We start from the raw sequence: 17,543 nt of genomic DNA, 5'->3' as shown, positions 1-17,543 counted from the left end.
GATAGGTATTAAATTGATAGAGGGATGGGTTTGAGTTTAAGAAAGAAAGCGTTATTTTTGGCAATCGCTTGTATGCCTTTGTCCGTGGTTCTTGCGGACGGGGATGGGGTGACATCGGAGAATGTGGTGCCCTTCGCTTATGGAGACATGGATAATTGGATTGTCCGTGAGATTCATGAGTCTGGCATTATCGGGGGAAATACGAAATGGCTTTATGAGCTGGGGCCCTCGGATACGATTGTCGGTAATACGGCGTTTCGTAATATGGGCGGTTCTCCGTGGGCTACTTCCAACGTGATGGCGAAAGTGGCGGGAGTGGTGAAAACCAATACGTCTGTTTTCCCGGAGAAACGGGGGGATGGGATGTGCGCCCGCATGGAGACCCGTTATGAGAGCGTGAAGGTTTTCGGTTTGGTGGATATCGAGGTGATCGCCGCCGGCTCCGTTTTCTTGGGTACGGTGCATGAGCCGATCAAGGGAACAAAAAACCCCCAAGCGATGTTACAATCAGGAGTGCCTTTCTCCAAGAAGCCGAAAGCGTTGCGGTTTGATTATAAGGTGAAAGCCGCTCCCGAGAAGAATCGGGTACGTAGTACGGGGTTCAGCCGTAAGAGTACGGTGGCCGGGCAGGATTCCTTGGCGGTGATCTTGTTGTTGCAGAAACGATGGGAAGACGAGGAAGGGAATGTTTATTCCAAGCGGGTCGGTACGATGGTGCAACGCTATACGGAATCTACCCCTGATTGGGTAAATGACGCTACTTACCCGATCCTTTATGGAAATATAACATCCAAGCCCGAATATAAACCGTATATGCGTATACAAGTAGAGGAACGTTATACGTTAAATAGTAAAGGAAAAAGCGTTCCTATCCAAGAGGTAGGCTGGGCGGAGCCGGGCGAGGCACCTACGCATATGGTGTTGCAGTTCACCTCCAGCCACGGAGGGGCCTATATCGGCTCTCCGGGAAATACGTTTTGGATAGACAACGTAGAATTAATATACTAATATGGTCGAAGCAAAGATAAAAGCCCTGCGTGATGAGCTGGAGCGGCATAATTATAATTATTATGTGCTTTCGGCACCGACAATATCAGACTTTGAGTTTGATAAGATGATGAAAGAGTTGCAGGAACTGGAGGCGGCGCATCCCGAGTTCGCCGATCCGGATTCCCCGACCCGGAGGGTGGGGAGCGACCTCTCGAAAGAGTTTGAGCAAGTGGTACATAAATATCCGATGCTTTCGTTGGGTAATACGTACTCCGAGGATGAGATCCGAGATTTTTATGATCGTACGGTCCGCTCCTTGAATGAGCCTTTCGAGATTGTGGCGGAGCTTAAATATGATGGCACTTCTATCTCTTTGACCTATGAGAAAGGACGCTTGACGCGTGCCGTGACCCGTGGCGACGGTACTCGTGGTGATGACGTGACGGCGAATATCAAGACCATCCGTTCGGTTCCATTAAGACTCCGGGGTTCTGATTTTCCGGAGGAGTTCGAGATCCGTGGCGAGGTATTGCTGCCTTGGGCGGAGTTTGATCGCTTGAATAAGGAACGGGAGGAGCAGGAGGAACCCTTGTTCGCCAATCCTCGCAATGCCGCTTCCGGTACGTTGAAACAGCAGAATCCGGCTATCGTGGCCTCCCGTAAGCTGGATGCTTATTTCTATTATTTATTGGGTGAGAACCTGCCGGCCGAAGGGCATTATGAGAATTTGCAGGCGGCTCGCGCATGGGGTTTTAAGATTCCGGACGTGATCCGTAAATGCCAGAGCCTACAGGATATATTCGATTATATCGCTTATTGGGATGTGGAACGTAAGAACCTGCCCGTGGCGACGGATGGAATCGTGTTGAAGGTAAACTCGCTTCGTCAGCAGAGGAACTTAGGTTTTACGTCGAAAAGCCCTCGCTGGGCGATCGCTTATAAGTTTCAGGCAGAGCGTGCCGAGACTCGCTTGAACTCGGTCTCTTTCCAAGTGGGACGGACGGGGACGGTCACTCCGGTGGCGAACCTCGAGCCCGTATTGTTGGCGGGGACGGTGGTGAAGCGGGCTTCCCTGCATAACGCCGATATTATCGAGGGGCTTGACTTGCATATCGGCGACCAAGTGTATGTGGAGAAAGGCGGGGAGATCATCCCGAAGATCGTGGGAGTGAACGTGGAGGCTCGTTCGATGCTGATGGGGGATAAGGTCCGCTTTATCCGTGTGTGTCCGGAGTGCGGGACTCCTTTGGTGCGTCCGGAGGGAGAGGCGGCGCATTACTGTCCGAACGAGTCGGGCTGTCCTCCTCAGATCAAGGGGCGTATAGAGCATTTCGTGACCCGGAAGGCGATGAATATCAATATAGGCCCGGAAACGGTGGAGGATTTGTACAACGCCGGTTATGTAAAAGACTCGGCGGACTTATATACGTTGACGGTTGCCGATTTATTGCGTCTGGAACGGTGGGCGGAGAAGAGCGCCCGGAATCTGATGTCGAGTCTGGAGGAATCCAAGCAAGTTCCTTTTGAGAGGGTCTTGTTCGGTCTGGGGATTCGTTTCGTGGGAGAGACGGTCGCTAAACGCTTGGTCTCGGCTTTCCATTCGATCGAGGCATTGGAGCAGGCGTCCTTAGAGGATTTGGTAGCCGTGGACGAGATCGGCGAGCGGATCGCCCAGAGTGTATTGAGTTATTTCTCGGACGAGAAGAACCGTACGTTGGTGAACCGATTAAAGGAACAGGGCTTGCGGATGGCGGTTTCCGAGGAGCAATTGGCGAACCGTTCCGAGAAGTTGAAAGGATTGACGATCGTGATCAGCGGGACATTTTCCAAGCATTCACGTGACGAGTATAAGGCGATGATTGAGCAACATGGCGGCAAGAATAGCGGCTCCGTCTCGGGGAAGACCGATTATATCCTTGCCGGCGAGAATATGGGACCGGCCAAGCTGGAGAAAGCGGCGAAGCTGGGTGTGAAGATTATCAACGAGGATGCGTTCTTAAATATGCTGGAATAAATGTTTACGAATTATTTTATCAAGAAGAAGATACAGGCTTTAGTGTCGGATGCCGGGGGACGTCCGCATCGTTCCCTTTCCTTGGATGAGGCACGTTCGCTTTTGGTCTTGTATAATATAGAGGATCACGAGGACGTCATGAGGGCCTTGGAGCCTTTGCGCAAGGCGAAGAAGGACATCAAGACGTGTGTGTATGTGCCGTCCGGAGGAGCGGATATTCCTTTCGACGATTCCAATATTCCTGTACATATAAAGAACGATCTCAACGCGTGGGGATTCCCTTCCGATAGTGTCTTGGAAAAGGTGGGCGCTCTCAAGGCGGATATCCTGATCGATATCACCCGGCCAGGTTGTTATGCCTTGCAATACATCGCTCTCCGGCATCCATCCGCCTTCAAGGTCGGGATTAAGTATCCGGGCCAAGAATGGTACGACTTAGGCTTGACTGTAACAGATAAGGACGATATTCAGTATTTATTCGGACAGATATTATTTTATTTGCGTTCCATCCGTGCTAAATGATATAATTTCCTTATTTTTGCAGTGCTAAATAACAAAAAGGAATATTTTCCCCATGGCAGACATAAATTTAAAAGGAATGGGTGTGGCGTTGATCACGCCATTCAAGGAAGATGAGAGTGTAGATTACGAGGCGTTAGGCAAGCTGGTGGATTATCAGGTGCAGAACGGTACGGATTATTTGGTAGTGCTGGGAACTACAGCGGAAACCCCTACACTTACGGAAGAAGAAAAGAAAAACATTATAAGCTTGGTAGTGACTCGTGTACGGGGCCGTATCCCTATCGTATTAGGCGTGGGAGGTAATTGTACACGGTCGGTTGTCGAGAAGTTGAAGACCGATAATTTCGAGGGTATCGACGCTATCCTCTCGGTCGTACCTTATTATAATAAGCCTTCCCAAGAAGGGATTTACCAGCATTACAAGGCGATCGCCAACGCTACTCATTTACCGATCGTACTCTATAACGTACCGGGGCGTACGGGCGTGAACATGACGGCCGAGACTACGCTTCGTATCGCCCGTGAGTTCGATAACGTGATCGCCGTGAAAGAGGCTTCCGGCAATATCACCCAGATGGATGATATCATCAAGAACAAGCCGGCCCGTTTCAACGTGATCTCCGGTGACGATGGTATTACTTTCCCTTTAATGACATTAGGTGCGGTGGGAGTGATCTCCGTGATCGGTAACGCCTTCCCTCGTGAGTTTAGCCGTATGGTACGTCTGGCCTTGGCGGGTGATTATGATAGCGCACGTACGATCCATCACAGCTTCACGGAGCTGTTCAGCCTGTTGTTCGTGGATGGAAATCCTGCCGGAGCGAAGAGTATGTTAAATATGATGGGCTTTATCGAGAATAAGCTTCGTTTGCCTTTGGTTCCTACACGTATCGTCACGTATGAGAAGATCCGTGAGGTGTTGCGGCAGTTGAGCATTAAGTGCTGATCTGCTTTTAACGGCAACGATTCTTATTATTTATATGGGATAACAAAAGGGGCTTCATGTGTCATAGAGGGCATGTGAAGCCTTTTTCTATAGATATGCTCCAGTACTCCTAAAGAAGTACTCAAGTAATCATAATAAAAGTACTACGGTACTTTCGAAGAAGTACTGTAGTACTTCCTATATGGTACTACAGTAAGGCTATAGGAGCGTCCTCGTTTTATTGAGACTGTCCGCGTCTACTTCGCCCCGTATTCTTGACCGGGCTGGTAGCCGGATTTCAAGACGTGGTTTACGTCATGATGGATTATCAAGAGGATTATAGGGGTGGAGTACGATGAACCGGGCTCCATGCTTATACGTCGGGTCTAATTGAATGGAGCCACCTAAATGCTCGATAATCGTTTGGCTGATGGATAACCCTAAGCCTGTACCCTGCGCGTATTCATCTACCTTTTCGAAACGCTCGAATATGACTTTCTGCTTATCCTCCGGTATTCCACATCCGGTATCGGTTACGGTGATACGTACATGCTGCTTGTCCTCATCTATTTGATAAGATAGGTTGATCTCTCCTTCTTTCGTGAACTTGCAGGCATTGGTCAATAAGTTTATCAATAATTGTTGGAGACGTATCGAATCTGTCTGGATATGTAAGGGGTCTTTAGAAGGTGTATAGGTCAATTGAACACCCGGAAAGACCCGGTGCTCTACACTTGCCAAAGCGTTCCGGCAACAATCTGATAAGCTTGTCTTCTCTATAATGAACTTCATATTCCCGGATTCTAGGCGAGAAAGGTCAAGAATGTCATTTATCAGATTAAGTAATAAATAAGAGTTATTGTTGATAATGGAGAAAAACTCTTTCTTTTCGCCAGCGGAAATAGATTCATCGGATATTAATTCCGAAAAGCCGACAATTGCGTTAAGTGGCGTACGGATCTCATGGCTGATATTGGCGATAAACGTGCTTTTCATCTGGTTGGCGTGTTCCGCTATCTCTTTGGCTGTACGAAGTTGACGCTCGGACTCTACTAAGGCTTCCTTGTCTTTCATAAGTTCTCGTTGGTAGCGGCGTGCGGAGCGATAGGACTTGTATACGATGTATAGCATCACTAAAAGAACGATCGATACTACGAGTAGAATAATCATTAACAACCTTTGGGTATGCAGTTGTTGTTCACGTAGCTGTAGTTCATATGCCTGCATCTCTTGATTGTTTAGATCATGTAATGTCCGGAGCTGATTGATCTGCCGGTTGAAGGCCTCGTCATGCAACATCTTGGTATGTTCTACAACTTCTCTACTAAATGCGAGCGCTTCTTTATAACGTCCCAATGCTTCGAGAATCTCGACTTTCAGCTCCGAGGTTCGTATATCTTCTTCTGTTAATTTATTTGTGTCTATGATATTCAGCGCCTTTCCATACTTACCTATTAAATAGTAATACTTGGCGAAAACGAAGTTGTAGCAGAATTCCGTATAATCATCTCCGGTTTTCTCTACGATCGGTGTCGCCTTCAACAAGGTCTCCAGTGCTTTCTTGGGCTTGTCTTGAAGGACATACATATCCGCATAAAAAACATACATTAGCGCACGGCAACGATCCACGGGGAATGCGGTGCCTTGTTCTTCATTCTCTCTTTCCCTATCTTGGATCATTTCATCGTAACGGGTTAATAATTCCTCGGCCTCGGTGAAATGATCGGTTCGTAGATAAGATTCGATGAGGTTTCCCATGTATTGCATCTCGAATTTCGGATTGTCACCTCGTTTCTGTAATAAATCGAGACCTTCCCGATAAGCTACTATCGCATCACTATCCCGATGTATTTCTTGATAGATTAAACCTAAGTTCTCATTGCAACAAATCAATCCATATTCACTCTTTGTATCACGGGCATAGTTGTATAGGCTGATCGCCCCGTTCATCGCTAACTCATAATTGCCGTCCCATAGATCCATTTGGCAAATGAATCCTCGCGCATCGAATAATGCGTCCGGAACCTCATTCTTGGCCGCGGCCAATGAATCTATCTTATGCGACCAGTAAATCAGGCTATCCCTGTTTTGTATATTGTAATAATGGCGGGATAAGTTGGCCCATGCGTAATATAAGGAAGCATGACCTTTCGAAGTGGAGCTTGCCACATCTGCCATTTTGTTTAGGTAAACAATCTCCTTGGGCATTTGCCTGTACATTGTCGCTAAATCCTTATATAACTCGATCTGTTCATTTATGGCTGGCGAGGACTTTAATAGGGATAAAAGGCTGTCTTCCCTTTGTTGGGTAGTATAGGTGTTTTCCCCTAAAGAAAACATTGGGATCATTAAATAGATAAATAATACTAAATAGGTATTTCTCATGATATTGTATGATGTTCAATACAAAAATACATTTTAATATTAAATATCAAGCGTATGTTATGGAATTTTAGAGGTCTGCCTTATAGTTTCTTTTTCAAAGTGAAGAAAAAAGTAACCCCTTTTCCCGGACTGCTCTTCGCCGATATTTGTCCTTTATGAAAATTAACCCCGTTTTTAACGATGGATAATCCTAATCCGGTTCCTCCGATCTTACGACTGCGTCCCTTGTCTACCCGGTAGAAGCGCTCGAATATGCGATTGATATGTTCTTCCGGGATACCCACTCCATTATCGGAGAAGCTAAAGTAATAATATTTAGGATCTTCTTTATAGCAGTTGACGGTAATCCTTATGTTTTCTCCCGCATAAGCGATCGCATTGTCATATAGATTCCGGAATATGGAATAGAGTAGGGAGTTATTCCCGAACACGGTCGGATCTCCCGGGAGGATAATTTCCGACGTGATGTGTTTTTCTTCCATATCTTGGGAGCATTCTTTTTGTATCTCGGCGATAAGCTTCGTGATATTTACTTCCGTGAGGTCGAACATCTCGGATGCCTCGTCAAGTCTGTTTAATACGGAAATATCTCGTAATAATCCTGTAAGGCGGGTACTTTGGGAATAACAACGTTCCAAGAAAAATTGACGTTTGTCCGGACTCAAATCTGGGTTGGATAGGATTGTTTCCAAATACCCTTGAATGCTGCTGACCGGTGTTTTTAGCTCGTGAGAGACGTTCTGCGTAAGCTGTCGTTTCATCCGGCTTTCTTCTTCTTGACGGGATATATCATTAATAGAGATCTCATAACTATTATCGAGGAATAAAATACATTCGATCAAGAATATTTTACCGTTCTTGTCAATAGTCACGGACTCTCTTAATACTTTCTTTTTCCGATTCAGATTCCGGATATTCTTATTCAAGAAGGTACGGATTGGTTCTAATTCGGCTATATCAGTAACGTCTTCCACTTGGTGGATCTGGGTGTCGGATATGACATTTATGAATTGAATGAATAGGATGTTAGAAAGAATCTCCCGCCCTTCACTTGTAAACATAGCGAAGCCTTCCTTGGAATATTGGAAATGTTTGATAAGCTTTTCCCGTTCCATGGATAACTCGTTTTTCGCTTTCTGTTGCCGATGGTATAAGGTTACGATATTCTGTGAGATATCACCTAGCTCATCATTCGGGAAAACATAATCGACCGCAGGCATTCGATCTTTCTCTACGTTTAAGGCGAAATCCCTTAGTTTGGATATCGTTTTACCTATGCTGAAAGTAAAACGGGAAAGGACAAAGAAGAAAATCAAGGTCATCAATGCCATGAAATAAATGAAGTCCTTGTTTACCGTCAATATCCCTCTTACATATGGATCATAGGGCAGGGCTGAGCGGTAAATATAACCTCCTATATTTGATGCCGAATAGAAATACCTTTTTCCCGTAGATTCCGAGGAACGGATAGCGAATCCTTCATTATATAATCGGGCTTTGCGTACCTCGCTCCGGTCGTTATGGTTATTAAACTCGTCCGTCCCGCTATTATCAAACAATACGTCGCCGGATGGATCTATAATGGTTACCCGCAAATCCTTTTGAGGGATGTCGTCCATGAAACTTATTACGGTCTTGTTGATGTCCGTACTTTGTTGGCATTTGCGGAATAATTGGTAATTATAGTTACTCAACACATTGTTCAACTTTTCTTGTGCGAACTCCCTTTCCCGCTGATATTGGAATAGCAGGAAACAGACCGTAAAGCCCAAGAACATAAAAAAGACCGACCAGAAAAGCCGTTGGCTAAACGGTATCCGGTGCCTTTTCTCACCATCTATCTTTACCATGATTCACGACAATATTAGCATTCAAAACAATAACCGAAACCTAAGCGAGTTACGATGTTCTTTCCATAAGGACCTATTTTCTTACGTAACCGGGTGATGTTGACATCGATGGTACGGTCTAGAACATATACCTCGTCTTTCCAGATGCGAGACAGTATTTCCTCTCTGGAGAAGACGTTCCCTTTATTTTCCAATAGAAGTTTTAGTATCTCAAACTCTTTTTTGGTCAATGGAACTTCCACCCCGTCTACCGTAGCCTTGATGCGTTTCGTATCAAGAGCTAATGTCTCATACTCGAGTTTCTCAATCTCTTTATCTTTTGATTTCTCGGAAGTTCTTCTTAGTACGGCCTTAACACGCGCTATCACTTGGCGGATGGAGAAAGGCTTGGAGATATAGTCGTCCGCCCCGAGATTGAACCCTGTGAGCATATCGTTCTCCGTATCTTTGGCCGTGAGGAAGATGATAGGGGTATTGGCCGTCTTCTCATCTTGTCGCAGGATACGTGCCATCTTGAAACCGGAGATTTCTCCCATCATGACATCCAACAATAATAAATTGTAAACGGTCAGATCCTTTTTCAATGCCTCTTCCGCACTATAGGCGGTATCTACTTCATAACCTTCTATTTCTAAGTTGAATTTAAGGATCTCACACAAATCCTCTTCATCATCCACTACAAGAATACGAGTTGTTGCCATAAGCTGTTCTGTTTTTAAAAGAGTGCCTTACGGCTCTCCATATACAAATATAATTATTTTTGGCAAAGAACGGATATTCTTATTTCGGAGAAATGAAATATATGTTACATTGCTGTTAAGATCGCTCATATAACATTTCTGCCGCAGGATATGTGTTAGTATAATAGATCATTAGGGATGCTACTTCCTATAATAATTATAATCCGTGACAAAACCCTCGCAAAGCCAGTTGGCCAAGGCTTGCCGATTGTTGCTGAGGATGATCCGTTGTTGGTCGTATTGGTTTTGTATGTTGCCCAATTCGACGAATACGGAGGTCGGGGTCGTGTGACGTAATACATATAAGTTACGATCGTCTACCGTGCCCGAGAATCCCCGGCCCGGCTGGTGGCGGTTGTATTTGCGCGAGAAAGTGGATTTCATCGTTTTAGCCAAGCGCTTGCTCGCTTGATCCTTGGGCTTATGATAGAAAAAGACATCGGTCCTTTGATGCCGGCTCCGGCTGTCCACATGGATGAATATCGCTCTCTTATAAGTTTCTTTATCTTTCCGGCTCAAGCTGTTTATCTTGGCGCAACGCTGATCCAGACGGCTTACTTGGCTGAGGGGGATCGGACTACCCATACAAGTTTCCCGTTTGCTGTTATTGAGGAATTGCTGGTCACGTATTCCGTCCTTTGCGTCTTGGATGATAATATGTACCTTTGCGCCTCGCGTTAAAAGATTGCGTGCCAGACGTAGCATGATGTCGTAAGCGTATTCATCCTCATGCAATTCATGGGAGCCCATTTTACCGATCGCCCCGGGGTCCGGACCGCCATGACCGCTGACCAGATAAAAGCAAGCTCCCTTTAAATCGGAAGAGGTTACTTTGTAACTGGCTAGCGACTTGCCGAATAGGGGCTGATAATTCTTCTTCTGAGGGGCGGAGGCGAGCGGAGGCAAGGTATATTTTACGCCCATGCGCAGAGTGTTATTTTTACCCAACTTCCCTTTATTAAGCCCGATAAACTCTTTCTGATACGTCCCGCCGGTACGGTTGAAGCGTTTGAGAAAAAGAGTGATGCCCTCTCCGTTTTTCGGATACGCCTTTTCTTGGGCAGTCAAGGAACCTGTATATACGAGAGCGATAATAAAGAAGAAAATACGGATACTATGTTTCACAGACATCTTAAAAATTGATTCTACGCCGTAAAGATAATTAAATCAACCTATAGTCAAAAACGATAATTTATAAAAAGAATCAATCAACCCATAAATGAGAGGGAGGATATCCTATTATAAATTTCTTTGGTTAATTGAATATCATAGGATGCGTCGTGCAATTTCGCGGAATCTATTTGTATGCCTAAAGCCCTTGCCACCGTTTCCTGCTTGAAATCTGTCATCTCATGCCGTTTGCGCATCAAATGCTGGGTAGACAATACCATTACGTCGATCGAGTTCACCCAGAACCATGAGTAGAAATAATTATCTCCGTTCTGTACGAAGAAGGCTTTCAAGAAGTGATTATCGAAAGAGGCGTTGTTGTATCCAACGAGGAAGAACTTGTCTTTTTTATCAAATTTGTCCACGTATTTGGACAGCATGTTCACAAATTTAACGTACACCTCTCGCATGGGAGGATAAGCTTGTATCTGTTCCTTGGACACGTTACAAATACGAAGCGCTTCTTCCTCTATCTCACATTGGGGATGCGGGCAGACATTGAAATTAAAAGATTCCTTCGTAACCCCATCAATTACGATCTCCCCACTTATTTGGTGGACGCCATTTCTCCAGTATTTTATGCCGGTAGTCTCTAAATCAAAAAAAAGTAGTTTCATAAATGCTTTTTGGTATAGGATGCAAAAGTAAGTTTTTTTATTCTTAAATGAGAGGATCTATAAGGTTTTCTCCGTTTATTTTATTATCTTTGCGAAAGTTTGAGTCTAGAATCATTATCGACATAGTTCTTCTTTTTATATTATTATTAAGCGGATCTCTCCTTTAATCATCAATTCTCACGCTAAGTTAGTATAAACAACGCTTCACGGAACGTGAGGCCCTAGTATAAATTAAAATCGACTGTATGGCAAAATACGCATCATTTGGTAAACGTGAAAACGAGAAAAAGAAACAAGCCCGCCGAGTAGAGAAACAGAATAGGAAAGAGGAAAGAAAATCGTCCGGCAAGGCGACTAGCTTTGAGGACATGATCGCTTATGTGGATGAAAATGGGATGATCACCTCTGTCCCTCCCGAACTTCGTCAAAAAGAAGAGATAAATCAGGAAGATATCTTGATCTCGACTCCTAAGAAAGAGGATGTGGCTCCCGTTATCTTAAGGGGCAGGGTAGACTATTTTAATGAGGCAAAAGGGTTCGGGTTTATCCGTGACTTGTCGGGGACGGAAAAGTATTTCTTTCACGTGAACAATGTTGTGGATGATATCTCCGTGAACGATATCGTGACGTTCGACCTTGAACGTGGCGACAGAGGCTTAAGTGCCGTGAATGTTTGTCTTGAAAATAAATAATAATACTTACCTTTGCGGCCGAAACAATTAATAAAAATATAATATGTCTGTCGCAAAAGTAGATGATAATAGAAAGGTGACCACACATCGCCTGATAGAGATGAAGCAGCGTGGCGAGAAAATATCCATGCTTACCGCCTATGATTATTCGATGGCGAAATTGATCGATCAAGCAGGAATGGATGTGATCTTGGTGGGAGACTCCGCTTCTAACGTAATGGCTGGAAACGTGACCACTTTGCCGATTACGCTCGACCAGATGATTTACCATGGTAAATCGGTCATGAAAGCGGTGAATCGTGCGCTGGTGGTGGTAGACCTGCCTTTCGGTACGTACCAAGGAAACTCTAAAGAAGCCTTGGCCTCCGCTATCCGGGTGATGAAAGAGACGCATGCCGATTGTATCAAGTTGGAAGGCGGGGCTGAGGTTCGGGAATCTATCGAACGTATCTTGTGTGCCGGTATTCCAATTATGGGACATTTAGGATTGACGCCGCAATCGATCAATAAATTCGGTACGTATACGGTACGTGCCCGTGAAGAGGCCGAGGCTAAGAAACTGATTGAGGATGCCCATTTGCTAGAGGAGATAGGTTGTTTCGCCTTGGTGTTGGAAAAGATCCCGGCGGAGTTGGCGGCTCGTGTCGCTTCGGAGCTTACGATCCCGGTTATCGGCATTGGCGCCGGTGGAGGCGTAGATGGTCAAGTGTTGGTTATGCATGATATGCTCGGTATCAATCAAGGCTTTTCTCCTCGTTTCTTACGTCGCTACGCTAATTTAGGGGAGGAGATTACCCGTGCCGTACAAGCGTACATCGAGGACGTGAAATCTCAAGACTTCCCGAACGAGAAGGAGCAATATTGATTTTTAAATCTACCAAAGCATGATATTTACCGATGCTCCGAGCGTCAAGGTCTGTAAGGTCTTATGATGCTCGAAGCGATCGGTTTCTTTTTGGGGGTTGGCTATGTATGATACGAATCGTGAGGGGATAAAAGTATAATCGAGAAATACCCGCACATTTAGATTAGGATGCAATATGTATGAGAAAGAGGCGTTTGTGCTATATCCTATATTAAACGCTTTATTCGTGTTTACGATCTCTTTCTCAATCGTTTCCGGTTTGCCTTCCTCCACGCCCAATGCTGATATTCGGGAGGCTGGGCTGTAATTACATCCGATTAGCAGTTTCGTGCCCAAGAGAAATCGATTGGTCACCGGATACGATAGGTAGGAGCCGATGTATCCGCCGATCATGTCGAGAGGATCGGATTTTAGGGCGTTCACTTGATAGGTCGTACCGGGAACTGTCGGATTCGCCAAGGGTTTCGTAAGGGATAAAGGCATGCTTGTCGCCGAGATGCGTCCGCCGAAGCCTATATAACGATTCATGAACCAAGCGCCTTCAAATCCGGCCGTACTTCCCGGCGATGCTTTTAATCGCACATCCGGAGCCAGATTAAACTTTGTCGGCATCAAGCTAAACCCCATATAGATTCCGAAAAAAGAGGGATTTCGCTGGTATTTGAATGTCTCGAATCCCAGATAGCTATGGGTGATACCTTTGTCCTTGAAGATCAGATCCGTTAGAAAATATCCGACCTCGGTCGATAAGATCCCGATTCCGGCACCAACCATTACATCCGATAGCCAGTGCTTGTTATTGAGCATACGGGATACGGCCGTGGCGGTCGCTACCGTATAGCCTCCTATACTATACCAAGGGCTACGGGTCGTCCCGTATTCTTTATGCAACATGGTGGCGGCCATAAATGCCATGGCCGTGTGCCCGGAAGGGAAAGAATGATTGTTCGAACCATCCGGACGGGTGACATTTGCCGTATGTTTCACCGTATTGATGGTTGCTCCCATGATACTGGCGGTGATGGCTTCGGATACGAGCATTCGGGACCAAGAGCTTCTTCCTTGTACACCGCCTATTTTTAAGCCAAGCATCGCTACGGCAGGTAGATATTGCAGGTAATCGTCGTAATGGTATCGGAAATTTGGAATATATGTATTGCGCAAACTCTGAAAATGATCGTCCTCATTTTTGATAATCAAACCGCTAACGATCAACGGTACCCCGATATAGGTCATTTGGAAAACATTGCTGGTAATTATCTTGTCGGTTTGTCTTTGGATTCTTCCCCAAGTAGATAAAGGCGCTAGACTGGAACTGTCGTTCCGGTGGGTAAAAGTGCTTGTTTGGGAAAAAGTCGTGCCCTGAAACATTGATATGCAACAAATACTATATAATATGGTTAATCTTGTTTTCACTAACTACTTATTCTTTTTGTTTCATGCAGCGAATATAATAGGATCGATTTATAGTATAACAAGAATTTATGTTATTTCTATGTTACATTTACGAGTTGGTTTCATATCTTTGTTTCCCAGATATATTAGAAACAGAATACATGAGATCTCATTTGCTAATAGGTGCCGCTTCGTCGGGAAGCGGGAAGACTACTTTTACCTTAGGATTGCTTCGTGCCTTGAGAAATCGTTCTTTACGGGTGCAGCCTTTTAAGTGTGGGCCGGATTATATAGATACTCGTCATCATAAAATGGCGGCTGGTTGCGCTTCCGTGAATTTGGATGGTTTCATGATGTCGGAAGGGCATATCAAGGATTTATATGCCCGGTATACCTCGAATGCGGATGTAGCCGTGACCGAAGGGGTGATGGGGCTGTTCGATGGCTACGATGCCATGCGAGGGAGTAGTGCGGAGATCTCCGGTTTATTGCGGATACCGATCGTATTGGTGGTGAACGCTAAAAGTACGGCTTATTCGGTGGCTCCCTTGCTTTATGGCTTCCGGAATTTTCGGAAAGATCTGAATGTCGTGGGGGCGGTATTTAATTTCGTGGCGTCGGAGAGTCATTATTCTTTCTTGAGACAAGCGTGTGAGGATGCGGGTGTGGAAGCGTTAGGCTATCTACCGAAGTGTGCGGATGTAGAGATCCCGAGCCGGCATTTGGGGTTGTCGTTGGATGAGGATTTTTGCTTTGAGGAGTTTGCGGACCGGGTTGCTTGCTTGGTGGAGGAGCATGTGGATATAGACCGCCTGTTGGCAATCACGGCTTTGCCAGAGCGACAGCCAGTTCCTCAGGTTAAGGAAGTCATGAGGACTGTTTCAAAGGCAAACTTAAATATAGCCATCGCCCGTGATCCCGCTTTTAATTTCTCATATGAGGAAAATATACATTTCTTATCTACTCTAGGCAAGATTACCTATTTCAGTCCATTGAGGGATGATTGTTTACCGGAGGCCGATTTTGTCTATTTGCCGGGTGGATATCCCGAGTTATATTTATCGGAGTTGAGCATGAATTCCGGGATGCGTGAATCGATTCATTCCTTTGTGGAAGTGGGGGGCAAGTTGCTGGCGGAATGTGGGGGGATGATGTATCTCTGTAAAGAGATTATCGGTACGGATGGGAATGCCTATCCAATGGCCGGTGTATTACCGCAATCCGCCACGATGGAGAACATGAAGTTACGTTTAGGGTATCGGACTTTATGCTATAAGAATGATGTCTTACGAGGGCATGAGTTCCATTATTCCCGGATCGTGCCTATGGAAAGTCCGCTGCCTTCGGTAGCGAAAGCCTTTACGGCGAAAGGAGGTCAAACGGATACCCCGCTATATCGCTACAAGAACGTATTGGCGGGGTACACGCATTTATATTGGGGAGATCCCTGTCGGAACGATTGGTTTATTGATTATCTGTATGGGGAAGCCCCAGATTGTTCTCGATAAACATTTTCAATATATTGATGGCGATCTGGTTGCTTCCTCCTTCGGGTATAATTAGGTCGGCATATCGTTTGCTAGGCTCTATAAATTGCAGGTGCATAGGCTTTAGTACCCGGGTATAGCGTTCCATTACCGCTTCCGCCGTGCGTCCTCTCTCGATCATATCCCGTTGGATCACACGGATAAGACGTTCGTCCGAATCTGTATCGACAAATACTTTCAAGTCCATCAAGTCTCGTAATTGAGGGTCGCATAAAGCGAGGATCCCTTCGATGATGACAACATCACGAGGCTCGATATGAATGGTCTCGGGCAATCGGCAGCAGGTAAGATAAGAATAAGTCGGCTGCTCGATGCATTTCCCCTCTTTCAGCAAGGTGACTTGCTCTGAGAGGAGCGGCCAATCAAATGCGTCGGGATGGTCGAAATTAATATATTGACGTTTCTCTACCGGCACATGGCTGTTATCTTTGTAATAAGAATCTTGAGGGAGTAATACGACCTCACCGGGAGGTAAACTTTCTATGATCTTTTTTACCACTGTAGTTTTCCCGGAACCAGTCCCGCCCGCTATACCTATAATTAGCATGATTTCTTATATTAATCCATATTTATGTTTATAAATGCAAAGGTAAGAAATATTTATAGTGGTAGTATTTCGCTATTAATAGAAAAAACGAGATAAAAAGAGCTGAATTCTATGTTGTATAGCATGTTTGTCTTAAATAAAGTTAATGATCAGGCTTTTCTTGTTGGAAAATTATGCTGCATAACATAAAGTCTCTATATTTGCACTGTGTTTTTCATGGTATTAGATTTAAGGTTAACAATGAGATTGGCTGTCCGTGACGGATGGCCTTTTCTTTTATCGTAGGTCACCTCAACAATAATGATCGTTAGATGCGTTCCCCATTGTATTCATGATTTATTACTGTAGAACCTTCCTGTTGGATAAAGGTATTATCGGAAGTAGCTTGTACGCCTGTATCCAAAGATCTTTTCACGGATGTGAAATGATCTTTTCACAAGGGTGAAACGATCGTATCACGAGCGTGAAAAGATCTCTTCACAGGTGTTAAAAGATTAGATCGTCCGGAGCTTGGCTATACTTTCCACCGTTCTTATCCCTTGTGTGAGGTTACTTGCGGCACAGATCTTCAATTGATTGTTACGATATCACGAGTCCATCCCCCTTATTTACTAAAGATGGGAATCAGATAGGTTAGTTTCGCGGATATTATTTGGCTGGAAGATTTAGAGAATGTGTCTCCTTTACGGCTATTGAACATATCGCCCAGCGCATAGTAATAACGACCTTCCAACAGGAAAGAGCCTATTCCGGTGCGGAGCTCGATTCCCGGTCCGCCGCAAAGCCCCCAATCGAACTTCTTTTGGACTTCCAATGTATGTTGTTCGTCCGGACGGTTCGCGTTCGGGTTCTCGCCATTAAGGTTCGACTCCGTGCTTTCGCTCAGCGCATAACCGATTTTAGGCCCTAGATTGACGAATACACGCACTCGCTTGCTTCCGAAATGGATGTGCGTCAAGAACGGAAGCTCCATATAGTTTACCGTACGGCTATATTTATATTGAGGTTTCTCCTCAAACTTCTCTTCCCATCCATGTTGGGTAAAGTTCAATTCCGCCTGTATGCCTAAATTGGGTTCCGTATTCCAACGTATCGTCGCTCCCCCGTTAAACCCAAGTTTCATCTTCGTAGGGACTTTTGGGGCAAAACTTACGCTAGAGAAATTTAATCCGAAGGACGCTCCAACCGCAAGCTCTTGCTTAAAAGTACTTTTCTGCGCATGGCAAATCGATAAGCTTGCCATGCACAGAAATATCGCTACAAATATCTTTTTCGTCATCATAT

At 45.1% G+C, this 17,543-nt stretch carries 15 protein-coding genes; 7 read left to right on the top strand and 8 right to left on the bottom strand.

Going from position 1 to position 17,543, the window contains the following annotated elements:
• Window positions 1-24 precede the first annotated feature (24 nt).
• The 4 genes from DW205_RS19385 to dapA are packed head-to-tail and all read left to right on the top strand — an operon-like array spanning window position 25 to window position 4,472.
• Entirely contained in the window at window positions 25-1,008 is a 984-nt protein-coding gene (locus DW205_RS19385; protein ID WP_005857426.1) for a PCMD domain-containing protein, read from the top strand.
• 1 nt (window position 1,009) lies between these two features.
• On the top strand, window positions 1,010-3,004 hold the full coding sequence (gene ligA, locus DW205_RS19380) for an NAD-dependent DNA ligase LigA (protein WP_005862787.1): 1,995 nt from the start codon (window positions 1,010-1,012) through the stop codon (window positions 3,002-3,004).
• Complete coding sequence (locus DW205_RS19375; RefSeq protein ID WP_005862785.1) at window positions 3,005-3,526, top strand: hypothetical protein; 522 nt, start codon at window positions 3,005-3,007, stop codon at window positions 3,524-3,526.
• A gap of 52 nt (window positions 3,527-3,578) precedes the next feature.
• Window positions 3,579-4,472, top strand: a complete 894-nt coding sequence (gene dapA, locus DW205_RS19370; protein WP_005857419.1) for a 4-hydroxy-tetrahydrodipicolinate synthase — start codon at window positions 3,579-3,581, stop codon at window positions 4,470-4,472.
• Between the two features lie 294 nt (window positions 4,473-4,766).
• Here the strand turns inward: dapA and DW205_RS19365 are convergent, their stop codons facing one another.
• The 5 genes from DW205_RS19365 to DW205_RS19345 all read right to left on the bottom strand — a co-directional run bounded on the left by DW205_RS19365 (window position 4,767) and on the right by DW205_RS19345 (window position 11,213).
• The gene (locus DW205_RS19365; protein WP_005862782.1) at window positions 4,767-6,836 is read right to left on the bottom strand and encodes a sensor histidine kinase; all 2,070 of its coding nucleotides are present in this window, start codon (window positions 6,834-6,836) and stop codon (window positions 4,767-4,769) included.
• 80 nt (window positions 6,837-6,916) lie between these two features.
• The gene (locus DW205_RS19360) at window positions 6,917-8,686 is read right to left on the bottom strand and encodes an ATP-binding protein (protein WP_005862780.1); all 1,770 of its coding nucleotides are present in this window, start codon (window positions 8,684-8,686) and stop codon (window positions 6,917-6,919) included.
• Between the two features lie 14 nt (window positions 8,687-8,700).
• Window positions 8,701-9,387, bottom strand: coding sequence for a response regulator transcription factor (locus DW205_RS19355; protein WP_005862778.1), 687 nt, complete (start codon window positions 9,385-9,387; stop codon window positions 8,701-8,703).
• A 180-nt stretch (window positions 9,388-9,567) separates the two neighbouring features.
• Entirely contained in the window at window positions 9,568-10,557 is a 990-nt protein-coding gene (locus DW205_RS19350; RefSeq protein WP_005862775.1) for an N-acetylmuramoyl-L-alanine amidase, read from the bottom strand.
• Window positions 10,558-10,634: 77 nt separating this feature from the next.
• On the bottom strand, window positions 10,635-11,213 hold the full coding sequence (locus DW205_RS19345) for a 3'-5' exonuclease (protein WP_005857406.1): 579 nt from the start codon (window positions 11,211-11,213) through the stop codon (window positions 10,635-10,637).
• Between the two features lie 245 nt (window positions 11,214-11,458).
• On the opposite strand from DW205_RS19345, the gene DW205_RS19340 reads away from it, so the two are divergent.
• Together DW205_RS19340 and panB are read left to right on the top strand one after the other, a co-directional pair.
• Window positions 11,459-11,905 (top strand): cold-shock protein, encoded by a 447-nt coding sequence (locus DW205_RS19340; RefSeq protein WP_005857403.1) that lies wholly within the window; start codon window positions 11,459-11,461, stop codon window positions 11,903-11,905.
• Between the two features lie 43 nt (window positions 11,906-11,948).
• Complete coding sequence (gene panB / locus DW205_RS19335; RefSeq protein WP_005862774.1) at window positions 11,949-12,770, top strand: 3-methyl-2-oxobutanoate hydroxymethyltransferase; 822 nt, start codon at window positions 11,949-11,951, stop codon at window positions 12,768-12,770.
• Between the two features lie 9 nt (window positions 12,771-12,779).
• Here the strand turns inward: panB and DW205_RS19330 are convergent, their stop codons facing one another.
• Window positions 12,780-14,006, bottom strand: a complete 1,227-nt coding sequence (locus tag DW205_RS19330) for a phosphatase PAP2 family protein (protein WP_227793745.1) — start codon at window positions 14,004-14,006, stop codon at window positions 12,780-12,782.
• 320 nt (window positions 14,007-14,326) lie between these two features.
• Here DW205_RS19330 and DW205_RS19325 point away from each other — a divergent pair, with 320 nt between their 5' ends.
• Complete coding sequence (locus tag DW205_RS19325) at window positions 14,327-15,673, top strand: cobyrinate a,c-diamide synthase (protein WP_005862772.1); 1,347 nt, start codon at window positions 14,327-14,329, stop codon at window positions 15,671-15,673.
• Here DW205_RS19325 and udk read toward each other — a convergent pair.
• Window positions 15,630-16,259 (bottom strand): uridine kinase, encoded by a 630-nt coding sequence (gene udk, locus DW205_RS19320; protein ID WP_005862771.1) that lies wholly within the window; start codon window positions 16,257-16,259, stop codon window positions 15,630-15,632. The two genes, DW205_RS19325 and udk, sit on opposite strands and share 44 nt — an antisense overlap.
• Before the next feature lie 604 nt (window positions 16,260-16,863).
• Complete coding sequence (locus tag DW205_RS19315; RefSeq protein WP_005857395.1) at window positions 16,864-17,538, bottom strand: porin family protein; 675 nt, start codon at window positions 17,536-17,538, stop codon at window positions 16,864-16,866.
• Window positions 17,539-17,543 lie beyond the last annotated feature (5 nt).

It is taken from the genome of Parabacteroides sp. AM17-47, assembly GCF_003434625.1.
GTDB lineage: Bacteria > Bacteroidota > Bacteroidia > Bacteroidales > Tannerellaceae > Parabacteroides > Parabacteroides distasonis.
This window is presented reverse-complemented; position numbering and strand designations above follow the sequence as displayed.